This is a genomic window from Micromonospora olivasterospora (genome assembly GCF_007830265.1).
Taxonomy (GTDB): Bacteria; Actinomycetota; Actinomycetes; order Mycobacteriales; family Micromonosporaceae; genus Micromonospora; species Micromonospora olivasterospora.
On sequence record NZ_VLKE01000001.1, the window covers coordinates 1014732 to 1028875 of the forward strand.

15 protein-coding genes and 1 pseudogene are annotated in these 14144 nt (G+C 70.5%); 1 reads left to right on the forward strand and 15 read right to left on the reverse strand.

The annotated features are described in order from the left end of the window. Position 1 precedes the first annotated feature (1 nt). Positions 2–847 carry an NAD-dependent epimerase/dehydratase family protein gene (locus JD77_RS04330; protein ID WP_145773144.1) on the forward strand — a complete coding sequence of 282 codons (846 nt, stop codon included), beginning with the start codon at positions 2–4 and terminating at the stop codon, positions 845–847. Positions 848–983: 136 nt separating this feature from the next. Here the strand turns inward: JD77_RS04330 and JD77_RS04335 are convergent, their stop codons facing one another. From JD77_RS04335 to JD77_RS04405, 15 genes and pseudogenes are all read right to left on the reverse strand, one after another. After that, a complete protein-coding gene (locus tag JD77_RS04335; protein WP_145773145.1) occupies positions 984–1172 on the reverse strand; it encodes a hypothetical protein in 189 nt (62 codons plus the stop codon). Positions 1173–1226: 54 nt separating this feature from the next. After that, positions 1227–1892, reverse strand: a complete 666-nt coding sequence (gene cofC / locus JD77_RS04340) for a 2-phospho-L-lactate guanylyltransferase (protein WP_145773146.1) — start codon at positions 1890–1892, stop codon at positions 1227–1229. Continuing rightward, positions 1889–2719 (reverse strand): nitrilase-related carbon-nitrogen hydrolase, encoded by an 831-nt coding sequence (locus JD77_RS04345; RefSeq protein WP_145773147.1) that lies wholly within the window; start codon positions 2717–2719, stop codon positions 1889–1891. Before JD77_RS04345 ends, cofC begins: the two co-directional genes overlap by 4 nt. Continuing rightward, positions 2716–3411, reverse strand: a complete 696-nt coding sequence (gene npdG / locus JD77_RS04350) for an NADPH-dependent F420 reductase (protein ID WP_145773148.1) — start codon at positions 3409–3411, stop codon at positions 2716–2718. Before npdG ends, JD77_RS04345 begins: the two co-directional genes overlap by 4 nt. A 4-nt stretch (positions 3412–3415) precedes the next feature. Next, the gene (locus JD77_RS04355) at positions 3416–4423 is read right to left on the reverse strand and encodes an LLM class flavin-dependent oxidoreductase (protein WP_145773149.1); all 1008 of its coding nucleotides are present in this window, start codon (positions 4421–4423) and stop codon (positions 3416–3418) included. A gap of 50 nt (positions 4424–4473) precedes the next feature. Beyond that, on the reverse strand, positions 4474–5889 hold the full coding sequence (gene hydA / locus JD77_RS04360; protein ID WP_145773150.1) for a dihydropyrimidinase: 1416 nt from the start codon (positions 5887–5889) through the stop codon (positions 4474–4476). Between the two features lie 45 nt (positions 5890–5934). Then, on the reverse strand, positions 5935–7290 hold the full coding sequence (locus tag JD77_RS04365; protein ID WP_145773151.1) for an aminotransferase class III-fold pyridoxal phosphate-dependent enzyme: 1356 nt from the start codon (positions 7288–7290) through the stop codon (positions 5935–5937). 28 nt (positions 7291–7318) lie between these two features. After that, complete coding sequence (locus JD77_RS04370; protein WP_211372483.1) at positions 7319–7882, reverse strand: amino acid synthesis family protein; 564 nt, start codon at positions 7880–7882, stop codon at positions 7319–7321. Between the two features lie 171 nt (positions 7883–8053). Then, positions 8054–8902 carry a nitrilase family protein gene (locus tag JD77_RS04375; protein WP_145773152.1) on the reverse strand — a complete coding sequence of 283 codons (849 nt, stop codon included), beginning with the start codon at positions 8900–8902 and terminating at the stop codon, positions 8054–8056. Next, positions 8896–10380 carry an NAD-dependent succinate-semialdehyde dehydrogenase gene (locus JD77_RS04380; RefSeq protein ID WP_145773153.1) on the reverse strand — a complete coding sequence of 495 codons (1485 nt, stop codon included), beginning with the start codon at positions 10378–10380 and terminating at the stop codon, positions 8896–8898. The genes JD77_RS04375 and JD77_RS04380 overlap by 7 nt, the downstream gene beginning before the upstream one ends. 58 nt (positions 10381–10438) lie before the next feature. After that, positions 10439–10699 (reverse strand): IclR family transcriptional regulator domain-containing protein, encoded by a 261-nt coding sequence (locus tag JD77_RS35395; protein WP_145773154.1) that lies wholly within the window; start codon positions 10697–10699, stop codon positions 10439–10441. A 365-nt stretch (positions 10700–11064) separates the two neighbouring features. Next, a pseudogene (locus JD77_RS35400) lies at positions 11065–11241 on the reverse strand (helix-turn-helix domain-containing protein); the annotation flags it as partial. A gap of 100 nt (positions 11242–11341) precedes the next feature. After that, positions 11342–12505 (reverse strand): ABC transporter substrate-binding protein, encoded by a 1164-nt coding sequence (locus JD77_RS04395; RefSeq protein ID WP_145773156.1) that lies wholly within the window; start codon positions 12503–12505, stop codon positions 11342–11344. A 32-nt stretch (positions 12506–12537) separates the two neighbouring features. Beyond that, positions 12538–13353: an ABC transporter permease gene (locus JD77_RS04400; protein WP_145773157.1), complete on the reverse strand. Its 816-nt coding sequence runs from the start codon at positions 13351–13353 to the stop codon at positions 12538–12540. Beyond that, the gene (locus JD77_RS04405) at positions 13350–14141 is read right to left on the reverse strand and encodes an ABC transporter ATP-binding protein (RefSeq protein WP_211372484.1); all 792 of its coding nucleotides are present in this window, start codon (positions 14139–14141) and stop codon (positions 13350–13352) included. The genes JD77_RS04400 and JD77_RS04405 overlap by 4 nt, the downstream gene beginning before the upstream one ends. Between the last annotated feature and the right edge of the window lie 3 nt (positions 14142–14144).

Consider the following 14144-nt stretch of genomic DNA (forward strand, 5'->3'; position numbering starts at 1 on the left):
CATGCGTGTCTTCGTCGCCGGAGCCTCCGGTGCGATCGGGCGCCTCCTCGTGCCGCTCCTGCTGGCCGACGGCCACGAGGTGACCGGCACCAGCCGCAGTGCGGCGGGTGTGCGGGCGCTACAACACCACGGTGCGGACGCGGTCCAGGTCGACGTCTACGACCGCCAGGCCCTGACCGCAGCGGTGCGGGACGCCGCCCCCGAGGTGGTGATGCACCAGCTGACCGCTCTGGCGGAGGGAAACCCGGCCGACAACGCCCGGATCCGGCGGGAGGGCACCCGCAACCTGGCCGACGCGGCGGCGGCGGGCGTGCGACGGCTGGTGGCCCAGTCGATCGCCTGGGCGTACGAACCGGGCGACACTCCGGCCACCGAGGAGACGCCGCTCGACCTGTCCGCCGAAGGCCCGCGTGCGGTGACCGTCGGAGGGGTGCACGCGCTGGAGACGCGGGCGGCGCAGATGGACCATGTGGTGCTGCGTTACGGCACCTTCTACGGCCCCGGCACCTGGTACCGCCCGGACGACCGCATCGGCCGCCAGTTCCGCGAAGGCGGATTCACCGCCACTGACGCGGTGACCTCGTTCGTCCACGTCGAGGACGCCGCGATCGCCGCCGCGGCGGCCCTGCGGTGGCCCGCCGGGATCTACAACATCGTCGACGACGAGCCTGCCCCGGCCCTCGACTGGGCCCCCGTCCTCGCCGCGGCGTTGGGCGCACCCCGCCCCCGGGCCGGTGCGGGCCGGGCCGGTTGGGAACGCGGCGCCGACAATTCTCTGAGCCGGACGAAACTCGATTGGCAGCCGAGATATGCCAGCTGGCGGGAGGGCTTCGCCACGCTGTCCTGAACCTTCCGGTAATGGTTGTCGTGTCGCCTGGCATCCGCCTCGGGGCACTGATCATGCGGCGGTGATCGTGCCGAGTCAGGCGAAGGGTACCGGCCGGCACATCGCCAACTACGTCCGTACGTAGGCGGGCGTCGAATCACGGCCCTCGGCCCGCTGCCGCACCGCCGGGCGGGAACTGCGGTTCTCGTGCAGCGCGAGCAGGACCACCCTCCAACTCCACGGGAACCATGACCGGCGTGCGGGTCGCAGCGGCGAAGGTGACCAGGGCGGCGACGGCGACCAGCCAGGTGCGGTCGCCGGAGACGCGGCTGGCGAAGGAGATCATCGTGTCCTTCCCGGGGCGGTGTGGGTGTCGACTCGTGTGCCGGTGTCGCGTTGGTCAGTATTCGGCGGACCGGCGCGGCCGGCTGGCGGTCGACGCCGGTGACCCGCACCACGAACGGGTCGCCCCGCCCAGGCGGTCGGTCCCGAGCGCGAGCAGATGGGAGACGGTGTCCACGTCCCGCCGCAGCCCAGGCGCGGCCACCGGGAGGTCGTGGTAGCCGTCGGCGAGGAACCGGCATCGGGAGCCGGGGCCGAGGAAGGGCCGGAACTCGCCGGGAACGGTGAGCGTCACCATGGTGGTCCCAGTGCCGTCGGCGTCCGAGACGATGGCCCGTGAGTGGGAGCCGGCCGCCGCCAGTGCCGCGTCGAAGTCCGCGGGTTGCGCTCCGGCGAGATCGGCCATGGCGACGGCCAGCCGCGCGTCGGGAAGCGCCTCCCTGGCGACGGTGAGCGCGTCGAGGACCTCCCGGTTCAGGTCCGGCCCGCGGGTGGTGCCGGCGACCACGGCGCCGCAGGACAGCGCCGCGCCGGCCACCTCCGGGTCGGTCGCGGCGACGACGACGGCGCGCACCCGACGGGCCCGGGTCAGCCCGCCGACGACGTCGAGCAGCATCGCCCGGGCCAACGCGCTCCGTTCGGAGACGTCGAGGTCCGCGCATCTGGTCTTGGCCGCTGCGAAGGGCTTGGCCGGTACGACCACCACCCACGAACCGTTCGTCATGCGCCGGGTTCCATGCTGGTCAGCCGCCCGTACAGCTCGGGTCGCCGGTCGCGGAGGAAGGGGCGTCGGCGGCGGGCGAGGTCGACCAGGCTCAGGTCCACCTCGGCCACCGCCACGTCGTCACGGTCGTCGGCGGCTTGGGCGAGCACGTCGCCGTTGGGACCGTAGATCGCGCTGAGCCCGAAGTAGTCCTTCACCCCCTCGGTGCCGACCCGGTTGGCGCAGATCACGAAGAGCCCGTTGAACACGGCGTGTGCGCGCAGCTCCAGCTGGAACACCTCACGCATCGGGGCGCTCGCCGAGGCGACGGGAACGCAGAGCACCGATCCGCCGCGCAGGGCGACGATACGGCTCAGCTCGGGGAAGTGCCGCTCGTAGCAGATGATGGTGCCGACTCCGGTCTCACCGGTCTGGACCACCTCCGGCTCTGTGCCGCCCGGACGGAAGTAGAACTTCTCGGGGAAGCCGTTGGAGAACGGCAGGTGCGACTTGCGGTACACCGACCTGAGTTCGCCGTCGACGTAGGTGCAGGCGGTGTTGTGGTACACCCCCGGCAGCTGCCCCGCCTCGAAGATCGACGAGACGACGGTCATCCGGTACCGCTTCGACCGCTCGGCCGCCATCCGATTTGACGGGCCGTCAAGTCCCTCGGCGTACCGGAAGTAGTCGAGGTCGGGCTCCGGCTGGACGAAGGGCACCGCGAACAGCTCTGGCAGCAGCAGGATCCGGGCACCCTGGGCGGCAGCCTCGTCGATCAGGTCGGCGGCACGCCCGATCGTCTCGTCCCGGTCGTCGGTAGCACGAAGTTGCAGGGCGGCGAGTTTCACGCGGGGACCTTTCCGGCAGCCGGGGCCAGGCCGGTGAGAGCCACCCCGGAACGTGTTCTGTACCGCTTGTTCACGCTGATCAGGACTGCGGTCAGGGGTTCCAGTTGCCGGGCCAGCCGCAGCCGGCCGGCGTCGAGGGCCCGACCGCCCGTCACGTCGGCGGCGAGGGCCATCACCCGCTCCTTGGCGGCGGTGGCGTCACCGCAGACCAGGACGTCCTCGTGGCTCAGGTCCGCGTCCGGATCGAGCAGGAGGGGGGCGGCCAGGTGGTGGAACGCCCCGACCACGGTGGCCGAGGGGACGATTTCGGCGGCCTCCTCGGCGGCGCTTCCGGCCGAGACGGTGCGACCGTACGGCCCGAACCGGTCGAAGCTCAGCGGATTGACGCAGCTGACGACGAGTTTGCCGGCCAACGCCTGCGCCATGCTGGTCACCAGTTGGGCGTGTCCGTCGTACGGCACGGCAAGCAGCACGATGCCGGCGCTCTCCGCAGCCGCCAGGTTCGTCGCACCGGTGATCCGGGCACCGCCGGCCTGCGCGGACAGCTCCTCGGCAGCGGTGGTGGCCCGCTGGGCGTCACGGGAGCCGAGTACGACCTCGTGTCCGGCGCGCGCCAGGCGGTAGCCCAGCCCCCGGCCCTGCGGGCCGGTGCCACCGACCACGGCGATGCGGGTGGAAAGGTTGTCCGTCATCGGGTCACCCCTTCGCGGCCTGGGCGAGCCGGGTGAGGGTCTGCTCCTTGTCACCCAGGGTGGAGATGATCGGGCAGCGCAGCCCGGCCTCGTGGTACGACTGCAGCTTCTGGAAGGCGTCGTCGGTGGAGCCGCAGGCGGTGACGTTCTGCACCAGGCTGTTGGGGACCAGCCGCATCGCCCGCTTGATGTCGTCCGGCGTGGCGGGCCAGCCCGCGATCTCCTGCAACCGGTCGACGAGTTCGCGCTCCACCCCGCAGTGCTCGGCGATGTGCGGCTGCTGACAGAGATAGAGGGTGAGGAATGCCTTGCAGGCGTCGATGGCCTCCTGCGGGTCGTCGTCGTTGACGCTGCACGCCACGATCTGGGTCAGGTCGATGCCGTCGCGGCCGTCGGTCCGCCTGGCCACCCCCCGGTCGATCGCCGCACGGGCGCCGATCAGGTACGACGGGGGAAGCAGGAAGTCCATGTGCACGCCGTCGCTGATCTCGCCGGCGAGTTCGAGCATGCGGGGGCCGACCGCGCCGATGTAGATCGGGATGTCGACCGGCTTGTTCTCGCGGTACATGCTGTCGAAGCGCACGTCCTTCATCTGCACGAACTCGCCGTCGAAGGAGACGACCTCGTTGCGGAAGAACGCCTGCAGGACGGTGATGTACTCGCGCATCGACTTGATCGGCTTGGCCAGCGGCTGGCCGACCTTCGTCGCCAGGGGCTCCCACCAGGCGCCGATGCCCAGAATCGCCCGGCCCGGCGCCACCTCGTCCAGGGTCTTGAAGGTGACCGCCATCAGGGCCGCGTTGCGGCTCTTGTTGTTGACGACACCGGTGCCGATCTTCACGTTCCTGGTCCTGCTCGCGATGATCGCCGCCGGGACGATGCCGTCGCGGGCGAGTCGCCCCTCGGCGACCCACACGGACTCGAACCCGTTCTGGTCGGCGAACTCGGCCTGCCAGTAGGTCTGTTCCAGGCTGAGTCGCTCTCCGACGTGGATACCCAGGGGAAGTTTCATCTCGGTGTCAGCTCCGCTCGGTACGTGGTGGAGGGATGGGGAGTCGGTAGTCAGGAGAGGCGCGGCGCGGCGCGGGTCAGGAAGGTTCCCCGGCCGGGGGTGGCGTGCCGGAGGCCGGCCGCGTCGACCAGGTGCTCACCCCGGGAGAACACGTGTACCGGCTTGCCGGTCACCCGCATGCCCTCGTAGATGTTGTAGTCGGTGCGCATGTGCGAACCCGCCGCCGTGATCACGTGATCGGCCGCCGGGTCCCAGACCACCAGGTCGGCGTCCGCCCCGACGGCGACGATGCCCTTGTGCGGGAAGAGGCCGAACAGTTTGGCCGGCCGGGTGGCGACCAGGTCCACGAAGCGGCACGGATCGATCAGCCCGCCGACCACCCCGGCCTGCCAGAGGACCATCAGCCGGTCCTCGATGCCCGGGACACCGTTGGGCACCTTGGGGAAGTAACCGGGGCTGCGCATCTTCTGCGGCGGCAGGTCGTCGGGCTGGTGCAGGCAGAAGCCGGCGTGGTCGGTGGCGACGGTGGACAGGGCGCCGGTGGCGAGCATCCGCCACAGGCCGTCCTGGTTGCTGCGTTCCCGGATCGGTGGGGAGCAGACGTATGCGGCGGCCCGTTCCCCGAGGTCCGCGTAGTCCTCGTAGGCCACGACCAGGTACTGGGGGCAGGTCTCGCCCCACACCCGCGACCCGGCCGCCCGGGCCCGGCTGATCTCGTCGGCCGCCGCCGCGCTGGAGACGTGCACCACGTACAGCGGTGTGCCGATGGTGTCGGCGAGCACGACGGCCCGATGCACCGCCTCGGCCTCGGACTCGTGCCCGTGTGCCCGCAGGTGGAAGCTCTCGGCGGTCCGGCCGCTGTCCACCAGGCGCCGGACCTCCCGGGCGACCATGTGTCCGTTCTCGGCGTGCACCATCGGCAGTACGCCGAGTTCGCGCGCCAACTCGAAGCCGTCGAGCAACTCGTTGTCCTCGACCATCTGGCCCGGGTAGGCCATGAAGAACTTCCAGCTGGTGGCGCCCTCGGCCACCAGCCGGCGCAGGTCGTCGAGGACGTCCGGCTGGGCTGCGCGGGGCGGCACGATGGCGTGCAGGCCCACGTCGATCACGGCCTTCGTCGCTGCCGCGTCCCGCCGCCGCAGATAGGTGTCGTACAGCGACCGGTCCGGCTCCTTCTTGACGAAGTCGAGGACGGTGGTCGTACCGCCGTACGCGGCCGCGACGGTCCCGGTGTGGAAGTCGTCGGCGGTGTGGGTGCTGAACCCGTCGACCGGGTACTCCAGGTGTGTATGCGCGTCGATGCCACCGGGCATGACCAGCTTCCCGGTCGCGTCGACGACGTGGTCGGCGGTCCAGTCCGGCCCGGCGCCGAGGGCGACGATCCGGCCGTCCCGCACCAGCACGTCGGCGCGGACCGCGGCGTCGGCGTTGACGACCGTGCCGTTGGTGATCAACGTCGTTGGCATCCGTACCTCTCCTCCCTGGCGGCTTCCCGCCCGTCGTGCCGTTGGTCAGCCCTGGTAGTGCTCGTCGGCGAGGGACAGGACCTCGTCGAGGACGCCGAGCGCGAGATCGATCTCCTCGGCGTTGATGACCAGTGGCGGGGTCAGCCGCAGCACGTTGAAGTTGGCGGTCAGGTAGACGCCCTGCTGCATCGCGGCCTTGAGCAGCCGGCTGACCGGGGCCGCCGCCGGGCCCTTGGCGTTGAACGGGACGAGCGGCTCCCGGGTGTCGCGGTCGCGCACCAACTCCACGCCGTAGAACAGCCCCCGGCCACGGATGTCGCCGATGCTCGGGTGGCTCTCGGCCAGCTTCGCCAGGCCGGCCCCGAGCCGCTCCCCCATCGTCCGCGCGTTGTCCACCACGCCCTCGTCCTGCATGATCCGCAGGGAGGCCACGCCGGAGGCGCAGGCGAGCGGGTGCCCGGCGTAGGTCAGACCGCCCCAGAACATGTGATCCCGCAGCCAGTCGGAGATCCGGGCGGAGACCGTCATGGCCCCGAGGGGGACGTAGCCGGAGTTCAGCCCCTTGGCGGTGGTGAGGATGTCGGGCACGACGTCCCAGTGGTCGCAGGCGAACCACTCACCGGTACGGCCGAAGCCCGCCATCACCTCGTCGAAGATGAGCAGGATGCCGTGCCTGTCGCAGACCTCCCGCAGCGACCGCAGGTACCCGTCCGGCGGGTAGAGCAGACCGTTCGTGCCGGTGACCGGCTCGACGATCACCGCGGCGACCGTCTCCGGGTTCTCGTACTGGAGGATCTCCTCCAGGTGCGGGCCGCCGGAGCAGACCGGGCACGGGTCGGGGTGCCCCGCCGGGCACCGGTAGGTGTAGGGGTCGAGCATGCGCACCACGCCGGTCATCCCCGGTTCGGCCGCCCACCGGCGCGGGTCGCCGGTCAGCGACATCGCGCCCGCCGTGGCGCCGTGGTACGAGCGGTAGCGGGCGATGACCTTCTGCCGGCCGGTGACGTGCCGGGCCAGCCGGACGGCGTTCTCGTTGGCCGCCGCCCCACCGGTGGTGAAGAAGCTCATCTTCAGGTCACCGGGGGTGATCCCGGCCAGCAGCTCGGCCAGCTCCGCCCGGGAACGCTCGGCGAAGCCGGGCCCGATGTAGCAGAGTTGCTCGGCCTGGGCGCGGATCGCCTCGACCAGTCGGGGGTGCTGGTGGCCCAGGTTCAGGTTGACCAGTTGCGACTGGAAGTCGAGGTACCGGCGGCCGTCGTAGTCCCAGAACCACGAACCGGATCCGCCGGCCACCGGGATGGGGTCGAGCGCGCCCTGCACCGACCAGGAGTGGATCACGTACTCCTTGTCGATTTCCCTGAGCCGCTGGCTGGTCCAGGTGTCGGTGTCGGTGATCGTCATCGGCTGGTCTCCGTCCCGTCCGGCCGGGTCAGTTGTTCTTCAGCTCGGCGCCGAAGGCGGCGAGCCGGGCCAGCGGGCGTCCGGCGTTCGACGCGGCGCAGACCACGAAGATCTCCCGGGGTCGGGGCACGTCGGCCACCTGGAGGGTCACCGTCTGGTGGTGCGAGCGGGTCTTGGCGTCCAGCTTGTGCTTGAGCGGGATGTCGATGGGGCTGCCGGGCAGGCCGACCTTCTCGGCGGCGGGCAGCAGTTCGGTGCCGCCGGCCGGGTTGCGGAAGGCGTTGCCGAAGCGGAGGTTGTGGATCAGCGCCGAGCCGTGCTCGACCTCACCGTCGATCCCGACGAGCGCCGCCTTGCCGAACGCCTCGACCTCCTCGCCGAGCAGTTCCACGCAGGCGGGGCCGACCAGGTTGCCGACTTCCTCGCCGATCTCGTCGGCCAGGGTGACCAGGTCCTGGACGTATTCGCTGGGGTAGGGATTCTCGATGACCACGCCGGCGAAGGCGACCCGGTGCACCGGCTGCACCGTCCTGCCGTTCTCCAGCCGCGTCTCTTCGAGGTGACGGATCAGCTTGCGAACCCGGATGCTCACGATCACTCCTTAGTGGTTCATTGGATGAACCATCGGTTCATATCTTGGCTTTGCGGGAAGAGCGAGTCAATAGCCTTCGAAAACAGATCCCGGTACCCGGGGTACCGGGGCGTCGCCCCGACCACCGCACGTCACGTAGGACGCAGGCCCGCCACCCGGACGGGTAGCGGCTCAGCCCCCGGCCGGTCCGTCCAGCACGTAGAGGTCGGTCCGCCGGTCGGCCAGCGGCTGGTTGAACGGGTTGCGCAGCCGTTCGGCGCGCGAGCCGATCAGGTCCACCTCCGCCAGCACGAGTTCCTCGCGGTCCGGGCTCGCCGGGCCGGCGAGCGGCCAACCGTCGGGTCCGACGAGGACGGACCGGCCGACGAAGGCCTGCCCACGCTCGACGCCGATCCGGCTGACCCCGGCGACGTAGCACTGGTTGGAGTGCGCCCCGGTCATACACATGAGGTTCGCCATCGCCGGGGCGGCCTCGGGCTGCCCGGGCACCGGCACCCAGTTCGACGGCAACACCACCAGGTCGGCGCCCTGCAACGCCGCGCTGCGGAACGTCTCGGGGAACCACGCGTCGTAACAGATCCCCATCCCGATCCGCCCCAGCGGCGTGTCGAAGACCGGGAAGCCGTCCCCGTTACGGTCGTAGATCTCCTTCTCGTCGTTCCACAGGTGCGCCTTGCGGAAGGTTCCGACATGACCGGTGGGGCCGAGCAGCACCGCCGCGTTGAAGACCCGGTTCCCGTCCCGCTCGGTCACCCCACCCACGATCCACACCTCCAGCTCGGCGGCGAGCCGTGCCCACGCGGCGACCGTGGGACCGTCCGGCACCGGCTGGGCATGGCGCGCGGCCTCCGCCCGGTCGGCGAAGACGTATCCCGCCGAGGCCGCCTCAGGCAGCACCACGAGTCGGGCCCCGCGGCCCGCCGCCTCCCGGATCCAGTACGACGTCCTGGTGATGTTCGCCGGGATGTCGCCGAAGACCGGCTGCAGTTGGACTCCGGCGAGCAGGAACCTGGTCACCATGCCGCCCGCAGCGCCGCGTACTTGATGTTCAGGTACTCGTCGATGCCGACCGTCCCGCCCTCGCGGCCGAGGCCGGACTGCTTGACACCGCCGAACGGCGCGGCCGGGTTGGAGATGATGCCCTGGTTGAGCCCCACCATCCCGCTCTCCAGCCGCTCGGTCACCCGCAGGCCACGGCCGAGGTTCTCGGTGAAGACATAGGCGGCGAGGCCGTACTCCGAGGCGTTGGCCCGGCCGACCGCCTCGTCCTCGTCGTCGAAGACCACGACCGGGGCGACCGGGCCGAAGATCTCCTCCTGGACGCACCGGGCGCCGTCCGGCACCGCGGACAGGACGGTCGGCGCGAAGAAGTGACCCTGCCCGGCGATCGGCCCGCCGCCGGTGACGACCTCCGCCCCCAGCTGCGTCGCATCGGCGACCAACTCGGCGACCGACGCCACCGCGGTCCGGTCGATGAGCGGCCCCACGTCGGTCGACGGGTCCAGCCCGTGCCCGACGCGCAGCCCACCCAGCCGCTCGGCCAGCGCCTCGACGAAGCGCTGCGCGACCGAACGCTGCACGTAGAACCGGTTCGCGGCGGTGCACGCCTCACCGACGTTGCGCATCTTCGCCTGCACGGCCCCCTCGACCGCCAGGTCGAGGTCGGCGTCGTCGAACACGATGAACGGCGCGTTCCCGCCCAGCTCCATCGACGTGCGCAGCACCCGCTCGGCGGACTGGGCGAGCAGCGTCCGGCCGACCGGGGTCGAGCCGGTGAACGACAGCTTGCGCAACCGGTCGTCGGCGAGCAGTGCCGACGTGACCCGGCCGGACTGCGAGGTGGTGAGCACGTTGACCACGCCACGCGGCACACCGGCCTGCTCCAGGATCTCGACCAGCGCCAGCATCGACAGCGGGGTCTGCCTGGCCGGCTTGACCACGACCGTGCAGCCGGCCGCCAGGGCGGGACCGATCTTGCGGGTGCCCATCGCCATCGGGAAGTTCCACGGGGTCACCAGCAGACACGGTCCGACCGGCTGCCGCAGGACGACGACCCGCGAGTTCCCGGCCGGTGCCGTCAGGTAGCCGCCGTCGATCCGGACCGCCTCCTCGCCGAACCAGCGGAGGAACTCCGCGGCGTAGGCGACCTCGGCCTGGGACTCGGCGAACGCCTTGCCCATCTCCAGGGTCATCATCCGGGCCAGGTCGTCCCGGCGCTCGATGATCAGGTCGAACGCCCGGCGCAGCACCTCCCCGCGTTCCCGGGGTGGGGTGGCGGCCCAGCCGGACTGGGCACGGGCGGCGGCGGCCAGGGCGTCCAGCCCGTCGGCGACCGAGGCGTCCGCCACCTCGGCGATCGTCGCTCCCGTTGCCGGGTCCTCCACGGCCAGGACGGCACCGTCCCGGCCCGCGCGCCACTCGCCGTCGACGTACAGGCCCTTGGGGGTCTTGTCGACCACGGACAGCGCCGCCGCCAACGCCTCGGCTGGTACGGCCATTGCTTCCTCCTTCACCGCGGGCGTCGCCACGGGCGAGCCGGTACGGTCGGCGGGTGCCCTAGCGTCTGGCGAAGGCACTCGGAATATCGATGTCAGCGTTACTGAGCAGGTCGGTGAGCTGCCGTGCGGCCTTGATCACCGACTCCGCCATGGTGTCGATGCGGTCTCGGGTGATCCGGTAGGTGGGCCCGCCGATCCAGACCGCGTAGGGCGTGTTTCCACGCAGGCGCACCGGTGCGGCCACCGACGCCGCACCGACCTCCAGCTCGTCGTACGCGAATGCGAACCCCTGGTTCCGCACCGCCTCCAGTGAGCCCATGAAGGACTCCAGGTCCCCACCTCCGGCGGGGCGTGCTCGGCGAACTCCTCGGTAAAGTCGGCCCGCACCGCATCCGGGCTCAGCGCCGCCAGCAGCACCTTCCCGGTAGAGGTCGCCCACACCGGCTGGGTACGGGGCACCGGCTTGAGCGTCTGCCCGATCAGCGACGGCCCCGGCGCCTGCGCGACGACCATCACCTTCGGCGGCAGCAGCACGTCGAAGCCCGCGGTCTCCCTGGTCTCCTCGGCCAGGTTCCGCAGCACCTCCCGCATGTGGCCGTAGGCGCCACCGCCGTCGAGCAGGCCACCCACGATGGAGAGCAGTCCGAGCGACACCCGGTAGCGACGGGTCACCGGGTCGAGGGTGAGCCAACTCTCCCGTTCCAGCACGGTGAGCACCCGGTAGCAGGTGGCCTTGGGGATACCCGCCTCCCGGGCCACCTCGCTGAGCCCGACACCCTCGGGGTGAGCCGCCACGGCCCGCAGGAGCCAGATCGTACGTCGCACCAGCCCCGCCTCACTGGGCGCCATCGCTACCTCCATCAATCACCATCGGCCGTGGAATACGGCCCACATCTTGGCAGACATCATTGGCTGCGGGCGGGTGCCGGACGGCGGGCGCCGCCCGGCACCCGCCGCTCGCCTACTTCCCGCCTTCCGTGATCGTCACGGTCTGCGGCGTGTAGGACTTCCCGCTGGTGTCGAAGCCGTCGGCCTTGAGTTCGTCGTTCGCGCGCTGTGACAGATCGGTGCGGAACGCGTCCTTGTCCGGCACCTTCTTCAGGACGCCACCGCCCATCGCGATCTTGATCGTCTGGTCCCAGGCCGCCTGGTCCATCATTCCCACGCCGTTGGACGAGGGCCAGATCAGCTTGTTGATCTCGTTGAGCATCCAGGTCTGGTGCCCCTGCCCCAGCGCGCTGCCGTTGTCGAGCACGATGTCGACGCAGCCGGCCAGGTCGTCCCGGCAGTAGCCCCAGCCACGGTAGGTCGCCTTGAGGAACTTCACCGCCGTGTCCTGGTTGGCCTGCTCCCCCAGCCAGTCACCACGGGCGTAGATGCCGTCCTCGAGGCTGGTGTAGCCGGCGTCCTGGAGACTGATCACCGAGAAGTCCGACGGCTGGTAGAGCTTGCCGGTCTTCGGATTCTTGGTCTCCAGCAACTGGGCGTACTCGTTGTAGGTCTTGGCCTGGGCGGCGTCGATCTCCCGCCGGAGCAGCAGCGACATGTCGAACGGTTGCTGGATGATCTTTGTGTCACCCTTCGGGTCGACACCGGCGTCCTTCATCGCCGCGAACAGCACGAGCTCGTTGCCGTAACCCCAGCTCCCGACCTTCTTGCCCCTCAGGTCGGGCAGCGCCTTGATGCCGGAGTCGGCCCAGGCGACCTGGAGGTAGGCCCCACGCTGGAACACCTGGCCGATGTTCACCAGATCCGCGCCCTGTTCCCGGGTCACCATCGTCTTGGTGACGTGGCTGACCGCGAACTCAGCGTTGCCGGCGGAGAGCACCTGCTGGGGAACGATGTTGACGCCGCCCTCCTGGATGGTGACGTCGAGGCACTCCGCGGCGTAGTAACCCTTCTCCTTGGCCGCGTAGTAGCCGGCGAACTGGGCCTGGGCGACCCACTGGAGCACCACCCGGACCTTGGTGGTCGACTCGCAGTTCTTGCCGGCCTCGGCCGCGGACTCGCTCGGGGTGTCGGACATGCCGCCGCAGGCCGAGGCGGCGAGCAGGACGGCGGTGAGGGCGGTGGCGATTGTGGCGGTGCGCCCGTTCCGCGGGTTCCGCCATAGTTGCAGGGTCATTCTGACTCCAACAGATCGTGGTGGCCCGTGGCTCACGAGTCGCCGTCGTGCAGGGACTCGTGCCAGGGCATCAAGAGGCGTTCCAACAGGGACGTGGCACCGAACAGCAGCAGGCCCAGCGCGCTGGCCACGGCGATCCCCGCCCAGGCGAGCTCGAAGCGGGGCAGCGCCGCCTGGTAGGCGATGTACACCCCGAGCGCGTTGCTCGGTCCACCGAAGTACTCGGTCACGATCACGCCGATCACGGCGAGCGTGCTGCCGAGCTTGAGCGCGTTGAACAGGTACGGCAACGCGTTGGGCAACCGCAGCATGAGCGCCACCTGTCGTGGCTGCGCCGCGAGCGATTGCATGATCTCCAGGTGCAGGGGTGAGACCTGGAGAAGTCCCCGGGTGGTGTTGACCAGGACCGGGAAGAAGACCATCACCGCGGCCACGCCGGCCTTGGACATCGGATTGGTGACCCCGAACCAGTTGTTGAAGATCGGCGCGAGGGCCACGATCGGGGCGCAGTTGATGACGACGGCCGCGGTCAGCACCGGGCCGGACACTCCCGGGAACCGGCTGAGCCCCAACGCCACCGCGACCCCCGCCACCGCGCCGAGGATCAGGCCGAGGAGCACCTCCTGCACGGTGACCACCGACGCCGACATGATCGTGCCGAACTCGGCCCAGAACGCCGCCGAGATGTCGGCCGGCGCCGGGACGATGAACGACGGGACGTCGAAGACGGTCACCACCAACTGCCACGAGCCGAGGATCACCAGCGCGGTGAGGACAACCGGGAGGAACCGCGCCGCCCGGGCTCCGACGCCGGGCGAGGTGCCCCGCGCGAGCTGGGTCGTGCTCATCGCGTCGCCTGCTCGGCCGGGGCGCCGTGCAGCGCCGTACGCACCTCGGTGACCTTGGCGAAGAACGCGTCGGTGGTCCGGGTCGCCGCCGTCCGCGGGTACGGCAGGTCCACGTCGATGCTGGCGGCGATGCGTCCGGGACGCGCGGACATCACGACGATTCGCGACGACAGGAACACCGCCTCGGAGATGCTGTGCGTGACGAACACGACGGTGGTCCGGGTGTCCGACCAGATCCGCAGCAACTCGCCCTGCAACCGTTCCCGGTTCATCTCGTCGAGCGCGCCCAGCGGCTCGTCCATGAACAGGATCTCCGGGTCCGCCGACAGCGCTCGGGCGATCGCCACCCGCTGCTGCATGCCGCCGGAGAGCTGCCAGGGAAAGTGCCGGGAGAAGTCGGAGAGCCGGACCAGATCCAGCATCTCGTGGGCCTTGGCCCGCCGGCGCTGCTTGTCCACCCCGGCCACCTGCAACGGCAGCTCGATGTTGCGTTGCACGGTACGCCACTCGAAGAGGCCGGCCTGCTGGAAGACCATTCCGTAGTCCCGGTCCGTCCGGGCCGCGGCCGGCGTCTTGCCATTCAGCGACACCGTGCCGCTGGTCGGCTCGGTCAGGTCCGCCAGGATCCGCAGCAGGGTGCTCTTGCCGCAGCCGCTCGGGCCCAACAGGGACACGAACTCGCCCCGGCTGATCGACAGGTCGATGTCCTCAAGTGCCGTCACCGTACGGTTTCCGCCGGTGAACTGCTTGGTGACTCCTCGCACGGAAATGATCGCGGCCTCAGACATCAG

What these genes read in the sequence shown, in the direction of transcription:
- JD77_RS04330 (WP_145773144.1), top strand. Translation starts at nt 2, where the DNA reads ATGCGTGTCTTCGTCGCCGGAGCCTCCGGTGCGATCGGGCGCCTCCTC.
- JD77_RS04335 (WP_145773145.1), bottom strand. Translation starts at nt 1,172, where the DNA reads ATGATCTCCTTCGCCAGCCGCGTCTCCGGCGACCGCACCTGGCTGGTC.
- cofC (WP_145773146.1), bottom strand. Translation starts at nt 1,892, where the DNA reads ATGACGAACGGTTCGTGGGTGGTGGTCGTACCGGCCAAGCCCTTCGCA.
- npdG (WP_145773148.1), bottom strand. Translation starts at nt 3,411, where the DNA reads ATGACGGACAACCTTTCCACCCGCATCGCCGTGGTCGGTGGCACCGGC.
- JD77_RS04355 (WP_145773149.1), bottom strand. Translation starts at nt 4,423, where the DNA reads ATGAAACTTCCCCTGGGTATCCACGTCGGAGAGCGACTCAGCCTGGAA.
- hydA (WP_145773150.1), bottom strand. Translation starts at nt 5,889, where the DNA reads ATGCCAACGACGTTGATCACCAACGGCACGGTCGTCAACGCCGACGCC.
- JD77_RS04365 (WP_145773151.1), bottom strand. Translation starts at nt 7,290, where the DNA reads ATGACGATCACCGACACCGACACCTGGACCAGCCAGCGGCTCAGGGAA.
- JD77_RS04375 (WP_145773152.1), bottom strand. Translation starts at nt 8,902, where the DNA reads ATGGTGACCAGGTTCCTGCTCGCCGGAGTCCAACTGCAGCCGGTCTTC.
- JD77_RS04380 (WP_145773153.1), bottom strand. Translation starts at nt 10,380, where the DNA reads ATGGCCGTACCAGCCGAGGCGTTGGCGGCGGCGCTGTCCGTGGTCGAC.
- JD77_RS35395 (WP_145773154.1), bottom strand. Translation starts at nt 10,699, where the DNA reads ATGGGCTCACTGGAGGCGGTGCGGAACCAGGGGTTCGCATTCGCGTAC.
- JD77_RS04395 (WP_145773156.1), bottom strand. Translation starts at nt 12,505, where the DNA reads ATGACCCTGCAACTATGGCGGAACCCGCGGAACGGGCGCACCGCCACA.
- JD77_RS04400 (WP_145773157.1), bottom strand. Translation starts at nt 13,353, where the DNA reads ATGAGCACGACCCAGCTCGCGCGGGGCACCTCGCCCGGCGTCGGAGCC.
- JD77_RS04405 (WP_211372484.1), bottom strand. Translation starts at nt 14,141, where the DNA reads ATGTCTGAGGCCGCGATCATTTCCGTGCGAGGAGTCACCAAGCAGTTC.